This window comes from Allobosea sp., assembly GCF_017308075.1.
GTDB lineage: Bacteria > Pseudomonadota > Alphaproteobacteria > Rhizobiales > Beijerinckiaceae > Allobosea.
On the sequence record NZ_JAFKFX010000028.1, the window covers coordinates 215,019 to 239,252 of the forward strand.

The window sequence follows — 24,234 nt, forward strand, 5'->3', positions numbered from 1 at the left end:
ATTTAATCCGAAGTGGAGGAACTATGCTTGAGGATCTGAAGGGCATGCGCGCCCTGATCACCGGCTCCAGCACCGGCATCGGTGCGGCCGTCGCCAAGGCCTATGCGGCGCATGGCATGCGCGTCATCGTCCACTACAAGTCGAGCGAGGCGGAGGCCAATGCGGTCGTCGCCGAGATCCGCGCCGCCGGCGGCGAGGCGCATGCGCTCAAGGCTGATGTCTCCGACAGCGCCGCGACCGAGGATCTCGTCGGCAAGGCAGCCGAAAAGCTCGGCGGGCTCGATGTCCTCGTCAACAATGCCGGCGCGCTGGTGAAGCGCACCCCGATCGGGGAAGTGGACGACGCCTTCTTCGACAGCGTCGTCGACCTCAATGTCCGCTCGGTGGTGATGGCCTCGAAGGCCGCGCTGCCGCATCTCAAGCAGTCCGGCCATTCCAGCGTCATCAATCTGAGCTCGGTCGCGGCCCGCAATGGCGGCGGTCCGGGGTCCTCGCTCTATGCCAGCTCCAAGGCCTTCGTGCTCAACCTGACCCGCGGCATGGCCAAGGAGTTCCTGCCCTTCGGGATCCGCGTCAACGCCGTCTCGCCCGGCGTGATCATGACGCCGTTCCACGAGCGCTATTCGACGCCGCAGCAGATCGAGGCCATGCGCCAGACGATTCCGATGGGTCGCGTCGGCACGCCGCAGGAGAATGTCGGGGCGTTCCTGTTCTTCGCCAGCCCGTCGATGAGCGGCTACGTCACCGGCCAGACCCTCGAGGTCAATGGCGGCCAGTTCATGGTGTAGCCGGCATAGCGCCGACGTGCCGCTTGACGCCGCGCGTCGGCGCCGACAATGGTCGGGCCGTTGGGGTGGCTCGGGGTGGCCTGTGACAGTGTTGAGCAGCAATCCGGCCACGGTCCGGCATCGACGTTCTGCCGCGCCGGTGGCGCTTCTGCTGGCCGGGCTGCTGGCCGGCTGCGCCGGTGACGTCAAAGGCGTGCTCGGGCCCGTCGCCGCGGGCGCGCCGGGCACCAGCAAGGTGACCATGCTGGTCGCGACGACGCGCGCGCCCGATGCGGATGAGGGCGTGCTGTTCTCGGGCGAGCGCGGCAAGAGCGCCTTCGCCGAGATCACCGTCTCGCTGCCGCCTGACGAGAAGCGCACGATCGGCGAGGTGCAATGGCCGAGCCGGCTGCCCGGCAACCCGGCGACCGATTTCGTCACGCTGAAGGTCGACAAGCTCGATCGGACCGCCGCGCTGGCGCGTCTGCATGCGGCGGCGTCGAAAGTGCCGAAGCGCCGTGTCATGGTCTTCATCCACGGCTTCAACAACCGTTTCGAGGATGCGGTCTATCGCTTCGCCCAGATCGTCCATGATTCCGGCGCCGAGGTCGTACCGGTGCTGTTCACCTGGCCCTCGCGTGGCTCGATCTTCGCCTATGGCTATGATCGCGAGAGTTCCAACTACTCCCGCCATGCGCTCGAGAACCTGCTCCAGGCGCTCGCCCGCGACCCGGCCGTCGGCGAGGTCTCGATCCTCGCCCACTCCATGGGCAACTGGGTCACGCTCGAGGCGCTGACGCTGATGGCGATCCGCAATCGCGGCATTCCCGCGAAGATCGCAAACGTCATGTTGGCCTCGCCCGATGTCGACGTCGACGTCTTCCGGACCCAGGTCAAGGAGATGGAGGGGCGCAAGCCGAAATTCACCCTGTTCGTCTCGCAGGACGATCGGGCGCTCGCGGTCTCCCGCCGCGTCTGGGGCTCGACCGCGCGCCTGGGGGCGATCGACCCTGACGTCGAGCCCTATAAGAGCGAGATGGAGGCGGACAAGATCACCGTCCTCAACCTGACCAAGCTCAAGAGCGGCGACAGCCTCAACCATGGCAAGTTCGCCGAGAGCCCCGAAGTGGTGAAGCTGATCGGCACGCGTCTGGTCTCCGGCCAGCCGATCACCGATTCGCGCGTCGGCCTCGGCGACCGGCTGATCCAGGCGACCGGCTCGGCCGCTGCGGCCGTCGGTACCGCGGCCGGCCTCGTCGTCTCGGCGCCGATCGCGGTCATCGACCCGCATACGCGCAATAATTTCGGCGACAAGGTCGAGGAGCTCGGCCGCAGCATCAAGGATGCCGGCGATGCCACCGGGCAGGCCGTGGCCGCGCCATTGGAGCGTGCCAGCCAGCAAAGGTGAAGATCGCCCGGTCGAGCGCTGACCCCGACCAGGCTTTCTCGCGGCCTTGCCCCCTCAGCGGTTGAAGCGCACCGGCACCGAGAGCGAGACGGTTCCGCCACCGCCGACGCCGTCCGGCGGCGCCGGAACCGGGCTGGCCCGCCGGATCATCGCCGCTGCCTCGGCGTCGAGCGCGGTGTCGCCGGAGGAGGCGACGACCCGTGCCGAGAGCACCCGTCCGCCCCTGTCGATCGCGAAGGCGACTTGCACCGTGCCGGGATTGGCGCCGGCCGGGAAGCGCTTGTGGCGGTTCAGATGCGCGATCAGCATGCCGCGCCATGACGCGCTGGAGACGCTGGGGCGCGAGGCCGCGCCCTGTGCCATGGACGGCGCCGCGCCTGTCGGCGTCGAGGCCTGCGGCGCGGCGGCCTCGCGCGCCTTCGGACGCTCGCGATCGACCCGCCGGCGTTCCACCAGCTTCTTCGGCCGCACCTTCTTCTCGACGATCTTCGGTTTCGGCGGCGGCTGCTTCTCCACCTCCTTGGGCTTAGGAGGCGGCAGCAACACCGCGTCGAGCTGCGGGATCGCCGGAAGCGGCGGCAGCTCGATCTCCGGCTGCTCGACCGGCATTGGCTCGGGTTCGGGCTCCGGCTCCGGCAGGGTTTCTTCGACCGGCTCTGGCTCCGGCGTCGGCTCGGTTTCGGGCTCGACGCGTTCGGGCGCGACCGGCAGGTCCTCGGCCGGTGCCTCTGGCGCGATCGAGAGGGCGGCAAGCTCGATCATCACGGCCGGCTCGGGCGCGCCGGCGGCGGCTTCTGCCGGGCGCCAGTTGAGCGCGACCCACGCCGCGCCGCCATGGACCGAGGCGACGGTGAGCGCCGCCGCGGCCCATCGCAGGGCGGCGAGGCCGCGTCTTTGCGGGGCGATCGCGATCATGGCTTCGTCGCTCCCTGGCCGGTGTCCTCGAGCCCGACCAGCGCGATCTTGAGATAGCCGGCCTGGCGCAGGCTGTTCATCACCTCCATCAGCTCGCGATAGGCGACGGCTCCGTCGGCTCGCAGAAACACGCGCTGCTCGCGGTCATGGCCGGTCTGGCGGTCGAGCACGTCCTGCAAGTGCTCGCGCGCCACGCTGTCATTGCCCAGCGCCAGCGAGAGATCCTGTTTCACGGTCAGGAAGACCGGCTTTTCCGGACGGGGCTGCGGCTGCGCGTTCGAGACCGGCAGGTCCACCGCGACGTCGACGGTGGAGAGCGGTGCCGCCACCATGAAGATGATCAGCAGCACCAGGATGACGTCGATGAACGGCGTGACGTTGATCTCGCTGACCTCGGCGAGATCGCCGTCCTGGGGCTCCTTGAGCGAAACCGCCATCTCCGCCTACTCCGCCCGGGCGCGCGGCAGCGCCGCGGCCTGTGCCGGAACCGCATGCAGCCCGGCGCGCGCCTGCGGGGCGCGGCGCATCCGTTCCAGATCGCGCGAGAGATGGCGCAGCACTTCGCCGGACGCGTCGGACAGCGTCGCCCGATAGCCGGCGATCGAGCGCGAGAAGACGTTGTAGATGATCACCGCCGGGATCGCCGCGACGAGGCCGATCGCGGTTGCCAGCAGCGCCTCGGCGATGCCGGGCGCAACCACAGCGAGATTGGTCGTCTTCGCCTGGCTGATGCCGATGAACGAATTCATGATGCCCCAGACCGTGCCGAACAGGCCGACGAAGGGGGCGGTCGAGCCGATCGTCGCCAGCAGACCGGTGCCGCGCGCCATGTTGCGCCCAGCCCGGGCCTCGATCCGCGACAGGGCGATGGCGACGCGTTCCTTGATGCCTTCCTCGCCGAGATCGGCGGAGCGCTCGCGCTCGTTCTGGGCGGCGGCGACCAGGAACGCGACCGGCCCATGCCCCTGGCTCTTGCGCCCGGCGATCGCCTGCGCCGCTTCGTCGAGGCTGCCGGCCTGTTGCAGCCGGCGCGTCGCGCGCTGGGCGCGGGCCTTGGCGGCGGCGAGTTCGACGGCCTTGGCGAGCCAGATCGTCCAGGTCACCAGCGAGGCGAAAGCGAGTCCGACCATCACCGCCTTCACCACGATGTCGGCCGCCATGAACATGCCCCAGGCGGAGAGGTCATGCGGCAGGGTCGCCGGCGCGACCACGGTCGGGTTCGGTGCGGGCAGCGGCGAAAGCGGCGTCATCGTGGATGGGGTGGAGGGACCGCCGATCGCACCGTGGGGCACGCCTTCGGGAATCGTCGGCGCGGATTGGACTTGCGCCTCGGCGGGCAGGGCCGGAGCGGCGGGCGAAGGAATGCTCTGCGCGAGCGCGCTCGCTCCGGGGAGGGCGGCGAGGCTCATCGCGAGCAGGACAAGGCCGATCAAACGCTGCATCGAATGGTTCCGTAGCCTGGGCCGAGTGCCTTCTGATGGGAGCGCCGGAGGTTCGCGAGATGACAGGCGGGCGCTCGGCCGTATCGTGGCCGCTGGGGATGCATCCGGGCAGGACGCCGCCGGTACGACCGTTCGCAGCAGTTAAGACAAACAAGATAACTTAGCAAATACAATAATTTACATGCTTTCTAAAGTGCGGCTGACCGCGTCGGGGTTGCGGCCGGCCGGCGGAACGCACGGTGCGGATGGACCGCCCGGCGCCCCCTCAGACCGTCCCTGCATCGACGATAAGTTCTGGCCGGTGCACATGCGCGAGGCGTCCGCGCAGAGGAACAGCACCATGGCGGCGATGTCGGCCGGCAGGATGTCGCCCTTGATCGACTGAGCCTGCTGGGCCGCCTGCCATTTCTCCGGAGTGACCCAGAGCGTACGCTGCCGCTCGGTCATCACCCAGCCGGGTGTGACGCAATTGACCCTGATCCCGTCCGGGCCGAGCCCGCGGGCCAGCGAGCGGGTGAAGCCGAGCACGGCCGATTTGGCTGTCGTATAGGCGATCATGTGCGGCGAGCCCTTCATCCACGAGGTCGAGGACAGGTTGACCAGCGCCCCGCCGCCAAGCCCGCGCATATCGGGCGCCAGGGCCTGTGCCACGAACATCATCGGCCGGAGGTTCACCGCGAGGCGGTCGTCCCAGTACTCCGGCGTCACCTGATCGAAATCATGCCGCTCGTCATGGCCGGCATTGTTGATCCCGATCGCGAAGGGGCCGTACAGCGCGCGCGCCTCGGCGATGGCGGCTCGTGTCGCCGGGATGTCACGCAGGTCGACGGCGTGGAAGGAGACGGTGCGGCCCGCGGCCGCCAGTTCCGCCGCCAGATCATCGCCGCGAGCGGCGTCGCGGTCGAGGAACGCGACCTTGGAGCCCTGCGCTGCCAGTGCCACGACGATGGCCTTGCCGATACCGTCGGCACCGCCAGTGACCAGGGCCGCGCGCCCAGCGAGGTCGGGATAGATCGCCGAAAGCGTCATCGGCAGGGCTCCATCAGCATGGCCGGCGGCGGGCCGGTCCCTTCGACCCGCCCGGCGGATCGCGCACCAGCTCTATGAAACAGAAACGCCGAGTCGGCGATCTCCCTTCGGCTAGCCCCTGCCGAAACGTAATGCCGCAGGGCGGGGAGGGGCCCGCCCCGCGGCAGTGATGCCTGTCGGAGAGGTCGGCGCTCGTGCTCAGTGCTTGTGGCCGCCGGCCGGGGCGCGGGCTCCGACCGACTGGACCGTGAATTCGACCGCGACGGCACCGGCCTTCTCGAAATTGAGCGTCGCCTTGATGCTCTCGCCCTCCTTGAGCTGACGTTTCAGATCCATCAGCATCAGATGGTAGCTGCCGGGCTTGAGCTCGGTCTTCTCGCCGGGCTTGATCACCAGGCCATCGGGCAGGCCGCGCATGGTCATGACGCCGTCCTTCACCGCCATCTCGTGGATCTCCACCTTGCCGGAAACCTCGCTGCTGCCGCCGAGCAGGCGGTCCGGGGCGCTGCCGGTATTGGTCACCACGAGATAGCCGCCGGCGATCTTGGCGCCGGCCGGCGTCGCCCGCGTCCAGGGCTGTTCGAGCTTGAGTGGCCCGGCGGTGTAGTCGTTGGCCAGGGCCGAGAACCCCACGAGCGAGAAGGCCAGGGCGGCGGACATACGAATGAGAGAGTTCATCTTGAGGCTCCTTTAGCCGGGTTGAAAAGGTTGAATGGGAATCAAGGCTTGATCTCGATGGTGTCGTTCAGGCGGAGCATTTCGAAATCCGAGACCAGGATTTCGATCTCGACGCTCCAGTGTCCGGCTACGGGCAGGGTCAGTGCCTCGACCAGCCAGCTGCCGTCGGGCTGGCGCAGCGCCGGGCGTTCGACCGGCTCGATGCCGGCGGAGCGGTTGGCGAGCGAGAGGCGCACTTCCTTGGCCGTGAACGGGCCGAAATCGCCGTTGAGCAGGGAGATTGAGACGCTGCTGGGGCCTGCCCGTCCCGGCATGATGCTGATCTCGGCCATCGCCTTGTCGCTGTGGATATGGACCGAGGCCGGCGCCGCTGCGGCGACGGCTACCGCCAAGGCCCGGGGCGGCGGCGTGAAGCGCCAGAGTGCGGCAGTGGCGAGGATCGCCAGGACGACCACGATCTCGACGCCGATCACGCGTCGCAGGCGGAGCCGAGCCGGCTCGGCGCCCTCTCGCGCCGGCGCGGTCAGTCGGTAGCGGTTGAAGGCTGCGAGCCCCAGCAGGGCGGCGACCAAAGCGAGCTTGGCCGTGAGAACGAGGCCGTATGCGCTGGTCAGCAGCGCACCGGGCTGCTCGACCTGGACGATGGCGAGGGCGACGCCGCTGGCGAGCAGGATGGCCAGGACCAATGGCACGCGGCGCGAGAACCGGGTCAGCGCATCAGCTCCGCCGGCCTCGCGCAAAGCCAGAGCGAGGGGAAGCAGCGCGCCGGCCCAGGCCGTCATGGCGAGCCCGTGCAGGAAGACGGCGGGGCGCATCAGCCATTGCGGCGAGGCGGCGCTGGCATGGCCGCTCGCCGCCAGCGCCAGCCCGGCACCGAGCAGGGCGGCGATTGCGAGCGCGCGTCCGGCGCCCCCTGTCCGCGCCAGCGACATCAGCCCAGCCAGCAGGGCCAGGCTCGCGATTGCGGCGGTGCGGCCAAAACTGCTGCCGATCCCGGCCCGCCAGATCTCTGGACGCAAGACGTCGGAAGCCGGGGCGGCCAGGGCGTCGAGGCCCTGCGCGCCTAAGGCCAGCGGCAGGGCGGCGAGGCCGAGGAGGAGGAAGAGGCGGAGCGGCTTGCCCGCGCTCGCGGGCAAGGGCCCGACCCAGGCCGAGAAGGCGACGCCGCCAATGCCGAGGGCGAGGCCGAGATAGAGCCCGACGCGCCCCAGCCAGAGCGCCAGGGTGACCGGCAAGTTTCGTTGCGAGCTTGCCTCCGGCGGCCTTTCGCTCGGCCTTCCGACAGAAAACACCACCGAGCCACCGACGGGATGGCCGTCCTCGGAGATCACCCGCCAGCTCAGCACATGGCTGCCCTCGGCGAGATCGGCCGGCGCCTCGATCGTCAGCGTCCTGTCGCCGAGCGAGAAGCGTTCGAGCGTCTTGGCCGCCCCGTCCGGGCCGATCAGGCGCAGCACCAGCGGCGAGACCGGCTCGCTGAAGCTCAGCGTGAATTGCGCGGGCGCGCGCGCCATCACGGCACCGTCCGCCGGCAGCGTCGTGACGAGCGCGGCATGGGCGAGGGCGGAGCCGGGCCGCAACGTCGCCGCGGCGCAGGCCGCGAGCAGGATGAGAAGGATGAAGAGGCGCCGGATCATGGGCTTGGAGCCGGCGGCCGGGCACGAGGCCCGGCCGCCTTCGCCTTACTTTTTCGGGATGAGCTTGAGGCCGGGCGCCGGGAATTTGTAATCATCTGCGCTCTTGCCCTCGGCCGGGATCTCGATCCAGCGCTCGACGCCGCCGCCCTCGCATTCCTGGACGACCGGCACGTGCAGCGTCGTCTCGGGCTTGAGGTCGGCGGTGAGATAGCCGCGCAGCACGAACTCGTCGTAATGCTCGTCGAGCAGCTTGCCGCCGCTCCAGACCACCTCGGTGACGCCCTCGGCGGTCGGCGTGCCGTAATAGTCGTAGGTCTTGCCGTATTTGCCTTTCACCGTCTCCAGTGCCCAGCCCGCCTTCGGCATCGGCTTCACCGCGATCATGCCTTCCGGCACGCGGATGCGGACCTTGATCGTCGGAGCGCCCTTGCAGCCATGGGGCACGCGCAGCACCGCCTTGTAGGTCGAGCCGATCGCGGCCTGCTGGGTTTCGAGCGTGACATGGGCGAGGGTCGGGGAGGTGGCGAGAGCGGCGAACGCTGCCGCGAGGAATGCGGATTTCGACATGGTCTGAAGCCTTTGGCGTCTTCGGCCGCGGGGGCGCGAAGGGGCGAGCTTGCCCTGAGGATGAGCCTGCGCGCGGGCCGCTCAGGTTGAGCGGGAGCAACGAAGGCGCTGTTTGCTGAGAAGGTCGCCCATTGCACGCTGTGCGGTCGCCGGCCCTGCGCGGGCGGGGCGGCCTGACGTGAAAGGGCGGGGAGCTGCCGGCGCGCCTTGCGCGGGCGGGCTCAGATGGCGGCGGGTGGCGCGCGCGGATTGGCCGGGGAACGCCCGGCGGCGAAGCCATGCGGCAGGTCGCGCCTGAGCTGGAAGGCGATCAGATCGACCGGGCGATGGATGACCGGGGTGAAGCCGGCCGTCGCGGCGGGCGCGCCGGAACCTGAGAGGAAGCAGCCGAGCATGCAGCAGCTCGGCATCTCTTGGGGCGCGGCGCCGCCATCGGCGGGTGGCATCTCTCCGGGCGCGCAGAGCGTCATGCCCAGCGAGCGGTCGAGGCTCATGCCGGCCGCATGCGCGCCGGAGGCCAGTCCGCCGAACACCGCCTGCAGCACGAGCAGATAGGCGGCGGCGATCGCGGCCAACCGGCTCCATCCTGCTTTGCGGCGTATTGCGGACAAGCTCTGCCCTCCTGCCCCTTCGATAGCATGGCGGCGCGGCGCGTCAATTTCGCAGGGGCGGGCGCGTTGCCGCAGGCCGTGTCCTCGACCAGAAGGAGAAAATCCTTCTACGGCGCTGGCGCTTTAAGGTGGTCGGTTCTATTGACCGGCTTCGGTTCGGCCGCGATCCTCCGCGCCGGTTTTGGCCCGGCATTCGGACCGGCCGTCGCCCGGCAGGACCGGGCATTCGACAGGCTGCGCCGCGATCGCACCGCAGCCCAGGAACAGGTTGTTTCATGATCCTCGACGAACGCACCTACGCGATCAAGCCGGCCCATGTCCGCGACTATCTCGACCTCTATGTGAAGGAGGGCATGGCGCTGCAGGTCTCGCATCTCGGCCAGCTGATCGGCTGGTTCACCACCGATAGCGGTGTCGTCAACGAGGTCGTCCATATGTGGCGTTTCGAGGATGCCGGCGACCGCGAGCGCCGGCGCGCGGCGATGGAGGCCGATCCGCGCTGGCAGGAGTTCCGCGCCAAGGCCGCTCCCTATGTGCTGGAGATGCGCAGCCGCATCCTGCGGCCGACAGATTTCTCGCCGCTGCGCTAGCTTTGTGAATCTCGCTGCTGCCCGAACGCCGGCTTCGCCCGCGCTTCGCCGACAGGGCGAGCGCTGGCTCGCCGGCGTCTCGGCGGTGCTCGAATGGCTGGGGGCGGCCGTGCTCGGTCTGCTCTTCGCCATCGTCATGCTGGCCGTCCTGCGCCGCTATCTCTTCGGTGCCGGGCTGATCTGGTCCGACGAGCTCGCGATCTGGCTCAATGTCGCGCTGGTCGCGCTCGGCATGCCGCTGGCCGCGACCAGCGCCCTGTCGATGCGGCTCGACGTCCTCGTCCGGCTGCTGCCGGGAGCCGGGCAGCGCCTGGCGGCGATCCTTGCCGATGCGATCGCGATCCATGGTGCGCTCGTCATCGCCATCGGCGGGGCCGGCGTTGCCGCGTTGGTCGGCGGCACCTCGACCGTGCTCGGCCTGCCCGAGAGCCTGCGCTTCGCCGCATTCGCGATCGGCGGAGGGCTGACGGTGCTGCTCCTGCTCTGGCGGGCCGCGCTAGACCGCTCGGCTGCCGCCGCCCTGGCCTCGCTGCTTCTCGGCATCGGCCTCTACCTCGCCGCTCAGAGCACGACGGGCCTGTCGCTGACGACGCCGAGCCTGGTTGCGGCGCTTGCGGCCGGGATCGGCCTGCTGATCGGTGCGCCGCTGCCTTTCGCGCTGCTTGCTGGCGTCTCGCTCTCCGGCCCGTTCGGCGGCCTGCTGCCCGAGCCGGCGATCGTCCAGAACACCGTCTCCGGCGTCTCGAAGTTCCTGCTGCTGGCGATCCCCTTCTTCCTGCTCGCCGGCGAACTCCTGACCGCCGGCGGCCTCGCCGAGCGGCTGGTGCGCTTTGCCGCATCGCTCGTCGGGCATTGGCGCGCCGGTCTGGCGCAGACGGCGCTGGTCGCCAGCACGCTGTTCTCCGGCGCTTCCGGTTCCTCGGTGGCGAACGCCGCCTTCGGCGCCAAGGTGATGGCTCCTGCCTTGGTGGCGCGCGGCTACCCGCCGGCCAATGCGGCGGCGATCGTTGCCGGCGTCTCGATGCTCGACAACATCATCCCGCCCTCGATCGCCTTCCTGATCCTGGCGACGGCGACCAATCTCTCGGTCGGCTCGCTCTTGGTCGGCGGCTTCGTAGCCGGCGCGGTGCTGGTGCCGGCGCTCGCCATCGGCATCCATCTCAGCGTCCGCGGCGTTGTCGATGAGGCTCCGAAGGCCACGGCGACCGAGCGGGGGCGCAGTTTCGTCGGGGCGCTGCCGGCGATCGGGCTCGGCGTCGTCGTCGTGGTCGGCATCCGCTTCGGCGTGGTCACGGTGACGGAGGCCTCGGCTCTGGCGGTCGCCTATGCGCTCGTCGTCTGCCTCGCCTTGCGCAGCCTCGATCTTTCCGGTGTCGGCCGGGCCCTGCGCAGCTCGGCCGGCGAGGCGGCGGCTGTCGGTCTGCTGATCGGGGCTTCGGCCCCCTTCGCCTTCCTGCTCGCCGTCGACCGGGTTTCCGAGCACATGGCCGCTCTCGTCACCGCCTTCGGTGGCGGGCCCTATGCGGTGATGCTGCTGGCCAACCTCGTCCTGCTCGTCGCCGGGCTCTTCCTCGATATCGGCGCCGCAATCCTGCTGCTCGCGCCGCTCATGCTGCCCGTGGCGATCGCGGCCGGCCTCGATCCGATCCAGTTCGGCGTCGTCCTCGTCGTCAACCTGATGATCCACGGGCTGACGCCGCCGCTCGGCATCCTCGTCTATGTCGTCAGCGGCATCACCCGCGTGCCCGCCGCTTCGGTGTTCAGGGCGGTGCTGCCGCTGCTCGCCAGCCTGCTTGCGGCGCTCGCGGTCCTCTGCCTCGGCGCCGCCGCCTGGCCCTCACTTTCGCCTTCGATCAAGGAGCTGTTCTGATGTCCTTCACCCGCCGCCAGATCGCCGCCGGGCTCGTCGCAGCGCCCGCGCTTCTCTCCGCAGGTGCAGGCCTCGCTGCCGGCCGTCCGGTCACGGTCGCTTCGCTGCTCGGCGAGGACAAGCCGGAAACCCGGATCTGGCGCAAGATCTCCGAGATCCTCGCGAAGACCGCACCGGGTCGTTTCGACCTGCGCATTGTCGCCAATGCCGCGCTGGGGGGCGAGAAGGAGGTCGCCGAAGGCATCAAGCTCGGCTCGGTCCAGGCTTCGCTCTCGACCATCTCGGCCCTGTCCGGCTGGGTGCCGGAGGGCCAGATCCTCGACCTTCCCTTCCTGTTCCGCGACCGCGGCCATCTGAAGCGCGTGCTCGCCGGGACGCTTGGGAACGAGCTCAAGGCGAAATACGAAGCGCAGGGCTTCGTCGTGCTCGGGTTCATCAACTATGGCGCCCGCCATCTCCTCGCCAAGGAGCCGATCACCACGCCGGCCGGCATCAAGGGCAAGCGCATCCGGGTGATCCAGAGCCCGCTGCACACCGAGCTCTGGTCCGGCTTCGGGGCCTTCCCGACGCCGATCCCGATTCCGGAAACCTACAATGCGCTGAAGAGCGGCGTCGTCGACGCGATGGACCTGACCAAATCCGCCTATGTCGGCTTCAAGCTGCATGAGGTCGTGCCCTGGCTGATCGAGACCGGCCATATCTGGGCGACCGGCGTGGTCTATGTCTCGGCGCCTTTCTGGAAATCGCTCTCCGCCGAGGACAGGGCCGCGTTGGCGGCTGCGGCGGTGGAAGGGGCTGCCTATTTCGACGAGCTCATCATCGCCGATGAGGAGGCTTCGATGGCCAAGGCCAAGGCCGAGGGCGGCAAGGTCGCCCAGCCCGAGGACCGGGCCGGCTGGGAGGCCGGCGCCCGCAAGCTCTGGACTTCCTTCGCGCCCAAGCTCGGCGGCATCGAGAAGATCGAGGCGATCGCCGGTAGCGCCTGAGGGCTTCGGTTGCTCCCCGGGCCATGAAACGCGCCGGGACAATCTGGATCGCGGCCACGTCTTCGATTATCCCATGACGTAGGGGGATGGCGCATCGGCCGGTGCGCCGATCCTGTTCGTCGAAGCAGCGGCAAGCTGCGCGGATGCGCGAAGAGTGGGGAACGCCGCATGCAGAGCGGCCCGTCAGTTCCGGCCGCAGCGCCGGTGCCGGCCTCGGCGATGGCCTCGCCGCTGGACGGCGTGACGCTGTTGCTCAAGCGTATCGAGGCGGAGGCCCTGGCGGCGCTCGACGCTGCGCCCCTGCTGCCGGACGCGCTCTGGCGCATCCTGCCGGGTTCGCCCTCCGCCTGGGTGGTTCTGGCCGAGGCACTGCTCGTCGCCGGCGCCGTGCTCGTAGTCTATCTGCTGACCGGGCATCTGCTGAGGCATCGCCGCCAGCGAGCCGGCGCGGCGCGCTCGGCCTTCGCCGGGATCATGCGGGTCACGGGGCTCGATGCGCTGGTGGTGCTCGCGGCGACCGTGACGGGCAGGGTGCTGCTGGTCCGCGTCCTCGGCATCGCGCCCGGCACGAGCACCTTTCCGAGCGATCTGACGACGGGGCTGATCCGCTGGCTTTTGCTGCTGACGCTGCTGCACATCCTGTTCCAGCCGACAATGCGCCGCCTGCGCCTGGTCGCGGTCGACGATCACGGCGCCCGCAAGGCGGTCTGGCAGTTCGGCATCATCTTCGCCGTCGGCCACCTGCACAATGCACTGCTCGGCGCGGCGCAGCGTATGGGGCTGCCTCTGCCTTCGCTGCGGCTGATCTCCTGGGTCGTGGCGCTCTGCATGGCGCTGGCGGCGCTGCGGCTGCTGCGGGATCTCGGCCGCCATGGCCTGCCGATGGTCTCGCGCCTGCTCGCCTCTGGGATGGTGCTCCTGCTGTTCAGCTTCTGGGTCTGGGGTTGGATCGGGCTCGATTTCGACCTTTATCGCGGTGCTGTCGGCATGATCGTGATCCTGCTGCTGGCGGTCGCGCTCGATCGGGCGCTGGCCGTGAGCATCCGCGATTCCCGCAAGCCGGAGATCATGCGCCGTTTCTTCGTCGTCCGCGTCGTGGTCGACGCGCTGGCGGCGGCGCTGCTGGTCCGCATCGTCATCCAGTTCTGGTGGCGGGACGTATTCGGCGGCTTCACGCCCGAGGCTTGGCTCAATTTCACCCACCGCCTGACCTTCGCCTCCTTCGTCCTCGTGCTCGCCGTCACCCTCTCGGCGGCGATCCACGTCTGGACGGAGGCGAAGCTCACACCCGGCGAGGCGGAGCTCGGAACGGCGTCGGGGGATGATCGGATGGCGCGGCTCACCACCGTGCTGCCGATCCTGCGCTTCGTCGCGATCGGGCTGATCGGGGTCGTGTTCCTGCTGATCGCGCTCTCGACCATGGGAATCGACACCACGCCTTTGCTCGCCGGTGCCAGCATTGCCGGCCTGGCGATCAGCTTCGGCTCGCAGACCCTGGTCAAGGATATCGTCTCGGGCGTCTTCTACATGCTCGACGACGTCTTCCGGCTCGGCGAGACCATCGAGGCCGCCGGCCGTTGCGGCCGGCTGGAGCAGATCAACCTGCGCAGCGTTCGCCTGCGTGACGAGTCGGGACGCGTCCACACCATCCCGCTCGGTGAACTCGGCACCGTCACCAACCACAGCCGCCGGCTGGTGCATGTGATTGTCGATGTGCCCTTCGCGGCGCCGCCGGGCCAGGCGGGGATGACCCGCTTCAGGCGCAACGCGGTCGCTGCCCTGCGCAGCGAGCCGACGATCCATGCCGCGATCGTCGGCGATATCGCGATGCTGCGGACGGAACCGCAGGACGGCACCGGCGGCAGCATCGGCTTCGGCTTCGACATGGTGGCGCCGGCGATCGAGCGCGTGCCACCGCTGGTGCGGCATTTGATCGAGGAGGTGGTCGAGGACTCGCGGATGACCGGCACTCCGGGCCCGGTCTCGGTCGCCATCGCGGAGCTGCCGGCCTCGCCACCTGCTGCGGAAGCCTCGGCGACTGGGGTTCCGGATAGCGCCTCGGCGGCAGATCCCGTGCCCGGGAAACCCTCCGGGGCGATGCCATGATCGAAACGCCGCCCCGCTTTCCCTTCGATCCCCGTTACCCCGGGCCGCGGGGGGCGGCTCACGATGAAAGGACGATGCGATGACCAGGTATCTTGTCGGCGCTTGCGCCAGTCTCTTGCTGGCCGGCTCGCCAGTGTTCGCCCAGGCCGAGCCGACGGCCCAGGAGCGTGCGGCCTGCCGCTCCGATGCGGTCAAGCTCTGTGCCTCCTTCGTCGGCAAGTCGGAGCAGATGAACGCCTGCCTGCGTGACAACAAGGCCAAGCTCTCCGAGAGCTGCCGCAAGGTGGTCGAGGCGCGCGGAGGCTGAGCCGCCCGGCCCGCGGGCGTCTGCCTGCCTCCGCAGTTTCAGGCGCCGAGCTCGATCTCGGCCTGCAGGCCCGAGCGGTCGAGCCGGTTGCTCAGCCGTAGTGAGGCGCCCATGCGCCGTGCTGCGGCGTCGGCGATGGCGAGGCCGAGGCCGGTGCCGAGCGCGCTCTTGTGCCGGCCGCGAAAGAAGCGCTGCGTGACGAGCGCCATCTCATCCTCCGGGATGCCCGGGCCCTCGTCTTCGATGGCGATGCCAAGGCCGCTCGCGGTTGCCCGCCAGACGATCTTGCCGCCAACAGGCGAATGCTGGACGGCATTTTCGTGCAGGTTCCGTAGCGCCAGGGTCAGGAACTCGCGGCTGGCCCGGATCATAAGATCCCGGAGCGCCGGATCGATCGCGACCGAGACCTGTGGTCCGGCGCCGTGCGCATTGTCGGTGATCTCGTCGAAGACTAGGCCGACGGGCACCGTCTCTGGGGTGGGCGGCGGGCCGCCCGCATCGAGCTTCGTCAGGGCCAGAAGTTGCCGAACCAGCCTTGTGGTCCGGTCGACCGAAAGCACGATCCGCTGCAGTGCTCCCTGCCGCACCGCCGGATCTTCTGTCGCCATCGCGATCTGCGCCTGTGTCTTCAGCCCCGCCAGCGGCGTGCGCAACTCGTGTGCGGCGAAGGCGGTGACCTCGCGTTCGTGCCGGCGTGCCGTCTCGACCTTCGCGAACAGGTCGTTCAGGGCCTCGGTGAGCGGCTTCACCTCGGCCGGGGCATGGGCGCTGTCGATCGGCCTGACATCGTCGGCCTCACGGGAGCGCACCTCATTGGCCATGGCCCGCAGCGGCCGCAGTCCCTGTCCGAGGCTGATCCAGATCAGCAGGCCGAGCAGCGGTGCGATCAGCAGGGCCGGGGCGAGCAGCCCCTTGATCAGCTCCGAGACGAGGCGGTCGCGCAGGCCGAGCCGGTCGCCGACCATGATGTGGATTCCGGCCGTCTCGTTGGCGACGGTGTAGACGCGCCAGGGCTCGCCATCGACGATGCGGTCGGAAAAGCCCGAGGGAGCCTCCGTCAGGCGGCCGGGGGGTGTGCCGTCCGAGCGCGCGACGAGACGGCCGTCGAAGGACCAGATTTGGCAGGAAAGCTGGCGCTCATAGCCGAGGGGCTCGAATTGCTGATTGGGCAGCGCCGCCATCGCGACCGTCATGTTGGCGCTTCCGACCAGCGAGTTCACCATACGCGCCGCCTCCTGGAGACGGGTGTCGAGGACGCGTTCTAGCTCCCTATGGGTGCCGGAATAGATCCAGACCACGGCGGAGAGCCAGATCACGCCGGTCGCCGTCAGCAGGATCGCGAAGAGCCGTCCGCGCAGTGAGCTCATGAGATCGCCCTGATCCGGTAGCCGAGGCCGCGCACCGTCTCGATCGCATCGCGGCCGATCTTGGCGCGCAGATGGTGGATGTGGACCTCCACCGCATTGCTCTCGATCTCCTCCTGCCAGCCATAGAGCCGGTCCTCGATCTCCGATTTCGAGAGCACGATCCCGGGCCGTTCCATGAGGGCCGAGAGCACCGCGAACTCGCGCCGCGACAGGGCGAGCGGCGTGTCGTTCAACGTCGCGGAGAGGCTCGCCGGATCGAGCATGACACCGCCGGCGCTCAGGCGGGGCGCAGCCCGGCCGCTGCCGCGCCTCGCGATCGCCCGCACGCGGGCCCCCAGCTCGTCGAGGTCGAAGGGCTTGCCGAGATAGTCGTCGGCGCCACTGTCGAGGCCGCGGATGCGATCGGGCGTATCGTCCATCGCGGTCAGCAGGAGGACGGGCGTCCGGTTGCCGCTGCGCCGCATCTCGCCGAGCACGTCGAGCCCGGAGCCGTCCGGAAGCATCAGGTCGAGCACCATCGCGTCGAAGGCCGAGGTCGCGAGCGCCGCGCGAGCATCGGCGCAATTCTCCACCCGGTCCACCGTCATGCCAGCAAGGCCGAGGCCGACGGCGAGGCCGTCGGCGAGGATCGGGTCGTCCTCGACCACGAGAATGCGCATCCGCTCGCTCCTTCGCCCGCGACCAGCCAGCCCAGCCTTAAGGCTGGCTTAAGCTGGAATTTCGACAGGGCAGCTTCAACCGATCGAAAGGTCGCCCATGTCCTGCCGCCATCTGCCGCCCGTGCCGGCCGAGCCGCTCCTGCCGCCCGGTCCCCGTCATTCCCCCGCCGTCCTGCTGGAGATTCCCATGAACCGTCGTGCCGCGCTCATCCGACTGGCTGCATCCGGCGTTGCCATCGCCGGCGTTCCGGCGCTGCTTGGCGCCCGGCCCGCTTTCGCCGTCGAGACCGGCGCCGACGCGGTGCTCAACGATCCCGAGGCACCAAATGCCGGCAACCCGAAGGGCGACGTCACCATCGCCGCCTTCCTCGACTACAACTGCCCCTACTGCAAGAAGGCGGCGCCCGATCTCGCCCGCATCGTCAAGACCGATGGCAAGATCCGCTTGGTCTACAAGGATTGGCCGATCCTCGGCGACGCCTCGGTCTATGGCGCGCAGCTCGCCCTCGCAGCGCATTATCAGGGCAAGTACGAAGCGGCCCACCATGCCCTGATGACCCTGCCGAGCATGCGCATCCCCAAAGACAAGATCCTCGGGGCGATCCAGGCCGCTGGTGTCGAGATGCCCCGCCTCCAGGCCGATCTCAAGACCAAGTCGGAGGCGATCACCGCGCTGCTGCGGCGCAATCTCGCCCAGGCCGACGCCATCGGCCTCGAAGGCACGCCAGCCTATCTCGTCGGCCCGTTCCGGACCGCGGCGCTCGACTATGCCGGCTTCAAGCAGGTGGTCGCCGATGCGCGCGCCAGGCAGGCCGGAAAATAGCCCAGGCGCCGCTTCCGTTCGCCGCTCTACCCCTCTCAGCCGAAAGCCTCGCATGATCTGCGCCTTCCTGCCGGCGAAACGTCTCGCCGTCATCGCCTTCGCCCTGACCATGGCCGCCTGCACCACCGTGCGGCCCCCGCCGCCGCAGGTCGCTGCCGCGCCTGCCATCGATCCGCTGGTGGCCCAGCGCTACAGCGCGCTCGAGACCGAGAAGTTCCATGTCCCGGCGGTCAACCTCGCCGATCTTCAGCCGCGCTATGTCCGCAAGCTCGTCGACTATCCGACCAAGCACGAGCCGGGGACGCTCGTCGTCGATCCGAAGAACCGTTTCCTCTATCTGGTGCAGGAGGGCGGCAAGGCGCTGCGCTACGGCGTCGGCGTCGGCAAGGCCGGGCTCGAATTCAGCGGCACGGCGGTGGTCGAGCGCAAGGCGCAATGGCCGCGCTGGACGCCGACGCGGGACATGATCCGGCGTGAGCCGGAACGCTATGCCAAATGGGCCGGCGGCATGGCCGGCGGCGAGAACAACCCGCTCGGCGCCCGCGCGCTCTATCTGTTCAAGAACGGCCAGGACACGCTCTACCGCATCCATGGCACCAACGAGCCCGAGACGATCGGCGAAGCGGTCTCCTCCGGCTGCATCCGGATGATGAACCAGGATGTGATCGACCTCTACAACCGCATCCCGAGCGGCTCGAAGGTGGTGGTTCTCTAGCGAGGCGCTCCGCTTCCCGCACGAAGCCCATTCCGCATCGAAGGGAGCGGCCCACCGGTCGATCCCTTCGCTTCGTGCGTGGCCGAGGCTGGTCCTTCTGCCTCAGTCCCGGAAGACCACGGTCTTGCTGCCATTGCCGAGCACGCGTCCGTCGAGATGCCAGGCGACGGCGCGGGCGAGGACGCGCCGCTCGATGTCGCGGCCCTTGCGGACGAGATCCTCGGGCGTGTCGTGATGGCTGATGCGCTCGATGTCCTGCTCGATGATCGGCCCTTCGTCGAGATCGGCCGTCACGTAGTGCGCGGTGGCGCCGATCAGCTTCACGCCGCGCGAATGCGCCTGATGATAGGGCTTGGCGCCCTTGAACCCCGGCAGGAAGGAGTGGTGGATGTTGATGCAGCGCCCGCTGAGCTTGCCGGCGAGGTCGTCGGACAGCACCTGCATGTAGCGGGCGAGGATGACAAGATCGGCGCGCGTTTCCTGCCCCAGCGCCCAGATCTGAGCCTCCTGCTGCGGCTTGGTGTCCTTGCTGATCGGCAGATGATGGAAGGGGATGTCGTCGAAATCGAGGTGCTGATAGATCTCGCGCGGATAGTTCGAGACGATGCCGGCGATCTCCATGTCGAGCTCGCCGGTGCGCCAGCGATAGAGCAGATCGGCCAGGCAATGGTCGAATTTCGAGACCAGCAGCAGCACCCGCTGGCGCTCCCGGCGCGGCCTTGCATGCCATGTCATCGCATGGCGTTCGGCGATCGCGCCGAAGCCCTCGCGGAACTGCGCGAGCGAGCCAGCCTCCGGAAAATTGAAGACGACGCGCATGAAGAAGTCGCCGGTCTCGACATCGTCGAACTGGTTGGCTTCCTGGATGTTGCCGCCGTTCTCGAAAAGATGCCGTGAAACCGCGGCGACGATGCCCGGGCGGTTCGGGCAGGAGAGGGTCAGGAGGTATTGTTCGGTCGGCATGAAAGGGGCTCTCAAGGTCATCGCCCCCCGCAGATCGAAGGACGGCTGTCGAAGCGCCGGCGGGCAGTTCGGTCGGTATCGGATGCTGGCCGGACGCATGCATTTCGTGGCGCCCGGGCGGCCTCGCCCACCTATCGGCTCGGCCTGGCGCTCCGCAAGGTCTGTGTGCGACCCGAGGGTGAGGCTCGCTGACGCGGTCTAGCCGGCGAGGATGTCGTTGTATTCCGGATGCCGGCTGACCCAGCCCGCCATGAAGGAGCAGCGCGGCACGACCTTGCGCCCGCCGGCGCGGATCTGCTCGAACACGCCCTTCGCCAGCCGCGAGCCGACGCCCTGGCCCGAAAGCGCCTGCGGAACCTCGGTATGGGTGAGGACGATATGATCGCCTTCGATGCGATAATAGGCGAGGGCGAGCTCATCGCCGATCGCCAGCTCGAAGCGGTTCTGATCCGGTCTGTCGACGACGGCATTGTCCATCGGCGGCCCTTCCTGTGGGTCTGCGTCAGCGAGCCGCCGCGCGCGGATCGTTTCGGCAGGTGACCAGCAGCACGCCCGGTGCGTCAAGTCTCAAAAGAACGGCGTGCTCAATGCAGGCGGGGGAGCCCCAGCGCCGGTTCTGCGTCTGGCACGAGCGGAAGGCGGATGACGAAGGCAGTGCCTCGACCCTCGGCCGAGTGCAGCGTGATCGAGCCGCCATTGGATTGCGCGACGCGCTGGACGATCGCCATGCCGAGCCCGGCACCCGCATTGCCGCTGCGCTTGCGCCGCCAGAAGCGCTTGAAGATATGCTCATGCAGCTCCTCCGGAATGCCCGGCCCGTCGTCCCGGACGGTCAGGCTGCCATCCTTCTCCAGGACGACGTCGATCGTGGTGCCCGCCGGCGTGTGGCGGATGGCGTTCTCGACGAGGTTGCGCAGCATGTGCCAGACATCCTGCTCCTGCGCCTGGACACGCAGGCTGGTCAGGCCTTCCGGCTCGATGAGCCCGAGCGATTGCCCCTTCTTGATGGCCTCGATCGCGAGGTCCCCGACCACGGAGCGGCTGATCTCGAGCAGGTCCGTCTCGCCGCCGTCCCGGCCCGCCTGCTCCAGGGTCGCCATGTCGAGCAGCTGGTTGACGATCCGCGCCATCAGCCTTGCATCCGCGAGCAAAGCGGCGCGGGCTTCCGATTCCGGCAGGGTTTGCAGGCGCGCATCGAGGACCGCGAGCGGCGTACGCAGCTCATGGGCGGCGTCGGCGGTGAACTCCTTCTGGACCTGGTAGCTCTGCTCGACCCGTTCGAGCGCGAGGTTGAAAGCCTCGGCGAGCGGCAGGATCTCGGCGGGCAGGCTTTTCGTGGGCAGGCGCAGATCGCTGCGGCCCGGATCCAGCGCCGCGACCTGCCGGGAGAGGCCCAGCACCGGGCGGAAGAAGCGCTTCACGATCAGCGCGTTGAGAAGGAGCAGCAGCAATAGCAACGGCGCCGCGACGGCGAGGGCGCTCCACAGGAAATTGTGCAGCAGATCGTCGTGGATCACATCTTCTTCGCTGAGATTCCAGCCCAGCATCACCCAATAGGGCCGGTTCTCGACCGTGACGGGGAAGCTCACCGCCCGATATTGGCGGCCCTCCGCCGCCAGCGAGGAGAATTGGGTTTTCTCGCTTCGGCCGAGTGGACCCAGCAGGCCTTCGGCGAAAGGCGACGAGGCGAGCGATACCGTCCCGGCCGTGTCGACCACCGCATAGCCGAACTCCCCGCTTTCGCCTTCCCGCGAATAGCGCCCCGGCGCCAGCGCCAGCCTGTCGTCGGGCGTGACGGCCAGCGCCTCCGCGACCAGCCGGGCCCGGTCAGTCAGGACCTTCTGCTCGAAGAAGGCGGCGCGCCGCTTCAGCATCGCGTCGATGGCAAGGGGGACGGCCAGCGCCGCCAGACACAGAACCAGCGCCTGCAGCAGGAATATCTTCGACAGCAGGCTGCGTCCCGGCCGGATCATGGGGCCGCCGTCAACACATAGCCGACCCCGCGCACCGTATTGATGGTCACCGCGGCCTTGCCGTCCTGCAGCCGCTTGCGCAGCCTGTGGATATAGACCTCGACGGCATTGGAGCCGAACTCGTCGTCGAGCCCGAAAAGCTGGTCCTCGACCGCGTTCTTCGGCACGATCCTGTCGGCCCGGCGCATCAGCAGCTCGAGCAGCTGGGTCTCGCGCGCGGAGAGGGGCAGAGGCCGTTCCTCGACGCTGGCCTGACGGCCCTGCGTATCGAAGACGAGATTGCTCACGGTCAGCTGCGCGCCGAGCAGGGCTCCCGGCCGGCGCAGCAGCGCCGCAAGGCGCGCCTTCAGCTCCTCGAAGGCGAAGGGCTTGGCAAGATAGTCGTCGGCACCCTGCTCCAGGCCCTTGACCCGCTCGTCCATGGCGCCGCGCGCACTCAGGATCAGCACAGGCAAGGAGAGCTGGCGGCTGCGGACATGGCGCAGGACCTTGAGGCCATCGCCATCGGGCAGGCCGAGATCGAGGATCATCGCAGCGTAGCTGCGCGAGTCCAGCACTGCGATCGCATCGGCGACACAGTCGACCCGGTCGAGGCCATAGCCGCCGGCCTGGAGCTGGCCTTCGATCAGGCCGGCGAGTTCGTCATTGTCTTCGATGAGCAGTAATCTCAAAGCCGCAAGCCCATCCTTGGCCGCCGGTGACGGCAAACCTGCCGATCCGCGACGAACCCCCCTTCGAAAAGCCGCGCCTAGATAAGCGGTTCAATCCTTGCGCAATCGCAAATGGCGCCCAGGCGGCTTGCTCTCGGCGCCGCGAGCGCGGCCGAGCCGTTCCTGCTGCCGCCGTCCTCTGCCGTAAGGTTGCTGCATACGTGCCACTTGATCTGCGGTCATCGCAAGACATGATCGCAGCCGGTCGGAATGCAGGGAGCGTCGAGTTCTTAACGTAACTGCAATCTGTCGCTCGCTAGTGCTTCAGCTGACATCCTCGGCCGCGCCGAGTTTCGCGGCCGCTTTACCGGTGTCATGCTCGCCTGTCGTGCCCCACCTGAATACCTGCTGACCGTGCTCCGGCTGCGACATGGCGATCTGTGAATAAGGGAAGGGCGATGACCTTGGACCATCGAAGCGACATTCTCGGCGGCTGCATCGTCGACGTGCCCGGCATCCAGCTGGGGCATTACAGCCTGACCGCTCGCCCGACCGGCTGTTCGGTCATCCTCTGCGAGGAGGGAGCGGTGGCGGGCGTCGATGTCCGCGGCGCCGCGCCCGGCACGCGCGAGACCGACCTGCTCGATCCCAGCAATTATGTCCAGAAGGTCCAGGCGGTGCTGCTTTCCGGCGGCAGCGCCTATGGCCTCGCGGCGGCGACCGGCGTGGCCCGCTATCTGGAGGAGCGCGGGCATGGCTTCCCGATCGGCGCCGGCGTGGTGCCGATCGTCCCGGCTGCGGTGCTGATGGATCTCGGCGTCGGCGATTTCTCGGTCCGGCCCGATGCCGATGCCGGCTATGCCGCCTGCCTCGCCGCGACGCGGGAGCCTTCGGCGCAGGGCAATGTCGGCGCCGGCGCCGGCGCGAGCATCGGCAAGCTCTTCGGTCCGGCGTTCGCGATGAAGGGCGGGCTCGGCACGGCGAGCTGGGCCGTACCGGGCACCGGGATCGTCGTCGGCGCGATCGTCGCGGTCAACGCCGTCGGCGATGTCTATGATCCCCGAAACGGCCGGATCCTCGCCGGCGCGCGCAGCGGCGAGGGGAGCGGCTTCCGCGATACGGTCGCTGCGATGATGGGCGGCTATGGCGTGGCGGGTTTCGGCGGCGCCAACACCACGATCGGCGCGATCGCGACCAACGCGCCCTTCGGCAAGGCCGAGCTGCGCAAAATCGCGCAGATGGCCCATGACGGGTTCGCCCGCAGCATCAACCCGATCCACACCATGTTCGATGGCGACACCATCTTCGCGCTTTCGACTGGCAAGGCGGTGGATGTCAGCGCCGATGTCACTGTGATCGGGACGATCGCCGCGATGGTGATGGCGCATGCGGTGGCGCGCGCCATCATGAGCGCGGAGAGTCTGCCGGAGCACGACCTTCCGGCCTGGCGCGATTACGATGGCGGAGCGGGAAAGCCCTTGATCGGCTGAGCCCCGGCAGCGAGCCTTGCTCGACCCGGGCCATTGCCGGCGCCGAGATGCGGCCGCTTTCCTGGGAACAGGGCTTCCCGAAAACCTCGTAGGCAGGTCTGCGGACGATCCTGCCTAGCGCGCACGCGAGACCGCGCACGCGCGCAAAACTCCTCTGTCGGTCCTTCGTCTCGAACGGAGGCCGGAGCTGCGGCCGTGTCCCGGCCCTGGCGCTCCTTGACGGCGTCGGGGATGGCCGAGGCCAGGCGCGTCACAGGTCCGGACCACCGGTAAAGTGCGCGTGAGGCGATCGTTCATCGCGGCAGAGAGCCTCCCGGCCAGCGGCATGACCGCGAGCGCATCGACCCTGACAGTGTCCGGACGACGGCAGGCAATCAGGCGGAAGCGCCGATAGCGCTTGGCCGATGCTGCGAGGTGGAACGTCAGCTGATTATCGGCGGCAGCAGCACCAGGCACACGCTGGCGATCAACATATTTGGGCGCAGGCGCCGATGGGGCGGTCGGGGGAGGGCGGATGGCCCGAGCCTGGTGCACTGTTTCCGGGCCTTCAGGGTTGTTTTTGGGGATTGTGGTGTTGTGGTGTTGTTCCGGGGTGTTTGTTGATTGTCTTAAGCTGTTGTTTTTGTGGTCTTTTTTGTTTCTTGGGTGTTTTTGTCGAAAAACTTTCATGAAGCGTGTTGA

General features: G+C 68.6%; 25 protein-coding genes. 11 read left to right on the forward strand and 14 right to left on the reverse strand.

The features are described from left to right. The first annotated feature begins 23 nt into the window (after positions 1 to 23). Together J0J10_RS10475 and J0J10_RS10480 are read left to right on the forward strand one after the other, a co-directional pair. Positions 24 to 788 carry an SDR family NAD(P)-dependent oxidoreductase gene (locus tag J0J10_RS10475; RefSeq protein WP_291646418.1) on the forward strand — a complete coding sequence of 255 codons (765 nt, stop codon included), beginning with the start codon at positions 24 to 26 and terminating at the stop codon, positions 786 to 788. A 139-nt stretch (positions 789 to 927) separates the two neighbouring features. Continuing rightward, positions 928 to 2,175, forward strand: coding sequence for an alpha/beta hydrolase (locus tag J0J10_RS10480; RefSeq protein WP_465247188.1), 1,248 nt, complete (start codon positions 928 to 930; stop codon positions 2,173 to 2,175). Between the two features lie 54 nt (positions 2,176 to 2,229). Here J0J10_RS10480 and J0J10_RS10485 read toward each other — a convergent pair whose 3' ends face one another. The 8 genes from J0J10_RS10485 to J0J10_RS10520 form a co-directional block, all read right to left on the reverse strand. Next, positions 2,230 to 3,090, reverse strand: coding sequence for an energy transducer TonB family protein (locus J0J10_RS10485; RefSeq protein WP_291646421.1), 861 nt, complete (start codon positions 3,088 to 3,090; stop codon positions 2,230 to 2,232). After that, entirely contained in the window at positions 3,087 to 3,527 is a 441-nt protein-coding gene (gene exbD / locus J0J10_RS10490; protein ID WP_291646422.1) for a TonB system transport protein ExbD, read from the reverse strand. Before exbD ends, J0J10_RS10485 begins: the two co-directional genes overlap by 4 nt. A gap of 6 nt (positions 3,528 to 3,533) precedes the next feature. Continuing rightward, on the reverse strand, positions 3,534 to 4,532 hold the full coding sequence (exbB, locus tag J0J10_RS10495) for a tonB-system energizer ExbB (protein ID WP_291646423.1): 999 nt from the start codon (positions 4,530 to 4,532) through the stop codon (positions 3,534 to 3,536). A gap of 177 nt (positions 4,533 to 4,709) precedes the next feature. Next, on the reverse strand, positions 4,710 to 5,561 hold the full coding sequence (locus J0J10_RS10500; protein WP_366825256.1) for an SDR family NAD(P)-dependent oxidoreductase: 852 nt from the start codon (positions 5,559 to 5,561) through the stop codon (positions 4,710 to 4,712). A 198-nt stretch (positions 5,562 to 5,759) separates the two neighbouring features. Then, positions 5,760 to 6,239: a copper chaperone PCu(A)C gene (locus J0J10_RS10505; protein ID WP_291636151.1), complete on the reverse strand. Its 480-nt coding sequence runs from the start codon at positions 6,237 to 6,239 to the stop codon at positions 5,760 to 5,762. A 41-nt stretch (positions 6,240 to 6,280) separates the two neighbouring features. Then, the gene (locus J0J10_RS10510; RefSeq protein WP_291646424.1) at positions 6,281 to 7,876 is read right to left on the reverse strand and encodes a copper resistance CopC/CopD family protein; all 1,596 of its coding nucleotides are present in this window, start codon (positions 7,874 to 7,876) and stop codon (positions 6,281 to 6,283) included. A gap of 45 nt (positions 7,877 to 7,921) precedes the next feature. Next, positions 7,922 to 8,443, reverse strand: coding sequence for a YcnI family copper-binding membrane protein (locus tag J0J10_RS10515; protein WP_291646425.1), 522 nt, complete (start codon positions 8,441 to 8,443; stop codon positions 7,922 to 7,924). A gap of 221 nt (positions 8,444 to 8,664) precedes the next feature. Continuing rightward, complete coding sequence (locus tag J0J10_RS10520; protein WP_291646426.1) at positions 8,665 to 9,018, reverse strand: hypothetical protein; 354 nt, start codon at positions 9,016 to 9,018, stop codon at positions 8,665 to 8,667. A gap of 63 nt (positions 9,019 to 9,081) precedes the next feature. Between J0J10_RS10520 and J0J10_RS10525 the strand changes: the two genes are divergently transcribed. From J0J10_RS10525 to J0J10_RS10550, 6 genes are all read left to right on the forward strand, one after another. Next, a complete protein-coding gene (locus J0J10_RS10525; protein ID WP_291646427.1) occupies positions 9,082 to 9,333 on the forward strand; it encodes a hypothetical protein in 252 nt (83 codons plus the stop codon). Further along, complete coding sequence (locus tag J0J10_RS10530) at positions 9,330 to 9,644, forward strand: NIPSNAP family protein (RefSeq protein WP_291636160.1); 315 nt, start codon at positions 9,330 to 9,332, stop codon at positions 9,642 to 9,644. Before J0J10_RS10525 ends, J0J10_RS10530 begins: the two co-directional genes overlap by 4 nt. Before the next feature lie 4 nt (positions 9,645 to 9,648). After that, positions 9,649 to 11,514 (forward strand): TRAP transporter large permease, encoded by a 1,866-nt coding sequence (locus tag J0J10_RS10535; RefSeq protein WP_291646428.1) that lies wholly within the window; start codon positions 9,649 to 9,651, stop codon positions 11,512 to 11,514. Then, entirely contained in the window at positions 11,511 to 12,500 is a 990-nt protein-coding gene (locus tag J0J10_RS10540; RefSeq protein WP_465247189.1) for a TRAP transporter substrate-binding protein, read from the forward strand. The genes J0J10_RS10535 and J0J10_RS10540 overlap by 4 nt, the downstream gene beginning before the upstream one ends. Before the next feature lie 168 nt (positions 12,501 to 12,668). Beyond that, on the forward strand, positions 12,669 to 14,606 hold the full coding sequence (locus tag J0J10_RS10545; RefSeq protein WP_291646431.1) for a mechanosensitive ion channel family protein: 1,938 nt from the start codon (positions 12,669 to 12,671) through the stop codon (positions 14,604 to 14,606). A gap of 79 nt (positions 14,607 to 14,685) precedes the next feature. Beyond that, on the forward strand, positions 14,686 to 14,913 hold the full coding sequence (locus J0J10_RS10550) for a hypothetical protein (protein WP_291646433.1): 228 nt from the start codon (positions 14,686 to 14,688) through the stop codon (positions 14,911 to 14,913). A gap of 38 nt (positions 14,914 to 14,951) precedes the next feature. On the opposite strand, the gene J0J10_RS10555 is transcribed toward J0J10_RS10550, so the two are convergent. After that, entirely contained in the window at positions 14,952 to 16,280 is a 1,329-nt protein-coding gene (locus J0J10_RS10555) for an ATP-binding protein (protein ID WP_291646435.1), read from the reverse strand. Further along, positions 16,277 to 16,939, reverse strand: coding sequence for a response regulator (locus J0J10_RS10560; protein WP_291646436.1), 663 nt, complete (start codon positions 16,937 to 16,939; stop codon positions 16,277 to 16,279). The genes J0J10_RS10555 and J0J10_RS10560 overlap by 4 nt, the downstream gene beginning before the upstream one ends. 187 nt (positions 16,940 to 17,126) lie before the next feature. Between J0J10_RS10560 and J0J10_RS10565 the strand changes: the two genes are divergently transcribed. Both J0J10_RS10565 and J0J10_RS10570 read left to right on the forward strand, forming a co-directional pair. Beyond that, complete coding sequence (locus J0J10_RS10565) at positions 17,127 to 17,762, forward strand: DsbA family protein (protein ID WP_291646438.1); 636 nt, start codon at positions 17,127 to 17,129, stop codon at positions 17,760 to 17,762. A 52-nt stretch (positions 17,763 to 17,814) separates the two neighbouring features. Further along, complete coding sequence (locus tag J0J10_RS10570; protein ID WP_291636176.1) at positions 17,815 to 18,477, forward strand: L,D-transpeptidase; 663 nt, start codon at positions 17,815 to 17,817, stop codon at positions 18,475 to 18,477. 102 nt (positions 18,478 to 18,579) lie between these two features. Here the strand turns inward: J0J10_RS10570 and purU are convergent, their stop codons facing one another. From purU to J0J10_RS10590, 4 genes are all read right to left on the reverse strand, one after another. Continuing rightward, on the reverse strand, positions 18,580 to 19,440 hold the full coding sequence (purU, locus tag J0J10_RS10575; RefSeq protein WP_291646440.1) for a formyltetrahydrofolate deformylase: 861 nt from the start codon (positions 19,438 to 19,440) through the stop codon (positions 18,580 to 18,582). Positions 19,441 to 19,638: 198 nt separating this feature from the next. Further along, positions 19,639 to 19,917 (reverse strand): GNAT family N-acetyltransferase, encoded by a 279-nt coding sequence (locus J0J10_RS10580; protein ID WP_291646441.1) that lies wholly within the window; start codon positions 19,915 to 19,917, stop codon positions 19,639 to 19,641. 107 nt (positions 19,918 to 20,024) lie between these two features. Beyond that, positions 20,025 to 21,413, reverse strand: coding sequence for a HAMP domain-containing sensor histidine kinase (locus J0J10_RS10585; protein ID WP_291646443.1), 1,389 nt, complete (start codon positions 21,411 to 21,413; stop codon positions 20,025 to 20,027). Continuing rightward, positions 21,410 to 22,084, reverse strand: a complete 675-nt coding sequence (locus J0J10_RS10590) for a response regulator (RefSeq protein ID WP_291646444.1) — start codon at positions 22,082 to 22,084, stop codon at positions 21,410 to 21,412. The genes J0J10_RS10585 and J0J10_RS10590 overlap by 4 nt, the downstream gene beginning before the upstream one ends. Positions 22,085 to 22,464: 380 nt before the next feature. Between J0J10_RS10590 and J0J10_RS10595 the strand changes: the two genes are divergently transcribed. Beyond that, complete coding sequence (locus J0J10_RS10595) at positions 22,465 to 23,553, forward strand: P1 family peptidase (RefSeq protein WP_465247190.1); 1,089 nt, start codon at positions 22,465 to 22,467, stop codon at positions 23,551 to 23,553. Positions 23,554 to 24,234 lie beyond the last annotated feature (681 nt).

Coding starts and splice junctions, on each gene's coding strand:
- purU (WP_291646440.1), bottom strand. CDS start 19,440: ATGCCGACCGAACAATACCTCCTGACCCTCTCCTGCCCGAACCGCCCG.
- J0J10_RS10550 (WP_291646433.1), top strand. CDS start 14,686: ATGACCAGGTATCTTGTCGGCGCTTGCGCCAGTCTCTTGCTGGCCGGC.
- exbB (WP_291646423.1), bottom strand. CDS start 4,532: ATGCAGCGTTTGATCGGCCTTGTCCTGCTCGCGATGAGCCTCGCCGCC.
- exbD (WP_291646422.1), bottom strand. CDS start 3,527: ATGGCGGTTTCGCTCAAGGAGCCCCAGGACGGCGATCTCGCCGAGGTC.
- J0J10_RS10580 (WP_291646441.1), bottom strand. CDS start 19,917: ATGGACAATGCCGTCGTCGACAGACCGGATCAGAACCGCTTCGAGCTG.
- J0J10_RS10585 (WP_291646443.1), bottom strand. CDS start 21,413: ATGATCCGGCCGGGACGCAGCCTGCTGTCGAAGATATTCCTGCTGCAG.
- J0J10_RS10525 (WP_291646427.1), top strand. CDS start 9,082: ATGGCGGCGCGGCGCGTCAATTTCGCAGGGGCGGGCGCGTTGCCGCAG.
- J0J10_RS10560 (WP_291646436.1), bottom strand. CDS start 16,939: ATGCGCATTCTCGTGGTCGAGGACGACCCGATCCTCGCCGACGGCCTC.
- J0J10_RS10565 (WP_291646438.1), top strand. CDS start 17,127: ATGAACCGTCGTGCCGCGCTCATCCGACTGGCTGCATCCGGCGTTGCC.
- J0J10_RS10510 (WP_291646424.1), bottom strand. CDS start 7,876: ATGATCCGGCGCCTCTTCATCCTTCTCATCCTGCTCGCGGCCTGCGCC.
- J0J10_RS10505 (WP_291636151.1), bottom strand. CDS start 6,239: ATGAACTCTCTCATTCGTATGTCCGCCGCCCTGGCCTTCTCGCTCGTG.
- J0J10_RS10545 (WP_291646431.1), top strand. CDS start 12,669: ATGCAGAGCGGCCCGTCAGTTCCGGCCGCAGCGCCGGTGCCGGCCTCG.
- J0J10_RS10515 (WP_291646425.1), bottom strand. CDS start 8,443: ATGTCGAAATCCGCATTCCTCGCGGCAGCGTTCGCCGCTCTCGCCACC.
- J0J10_RS10530 (WP_291636160.1), top strand. CDS start 9,330: ATGATCCTCGACGAACGCACCTACGCGATCAAGCCGGCCCATGTCCGC.
- J0J10_RS10570 (WP_291636176.1), top strand. CDS start 17,815: ATGATCTGCGCCTTCCTGCCGGCGAAACGTCTCGCCGTCATCGCCTTC.
- J0J10_RS10555 (WP_291646435.1), bottom strand. CDS start 16,280: ATGAGCTCACTGCGCGGACGGCTCTTCGCGATCCTGCTGACGGCGACC.
- J0J10_RS10475 (WP_291646418.1), top strand. CDS start 24: ATGCTTGAGGATCTGAAGGGCATGCGCGCCCTGATCACCGGCTCCAGC.
- J0J10_RS10500 (WP_366825256.1), bottom strand. CDS start 5,561: ATGACGCTTTCGGCGATCTATCCCGACCTCGCTGGGCGCGCGGCCCTG.
- J0J10_RS10485 (WP_291646421.1), bottom strand. CDS start 3,090: ATGATCGCGATCGCCCCGCAAAGACGCGGCCTCGCCGCCCTGCGATGG.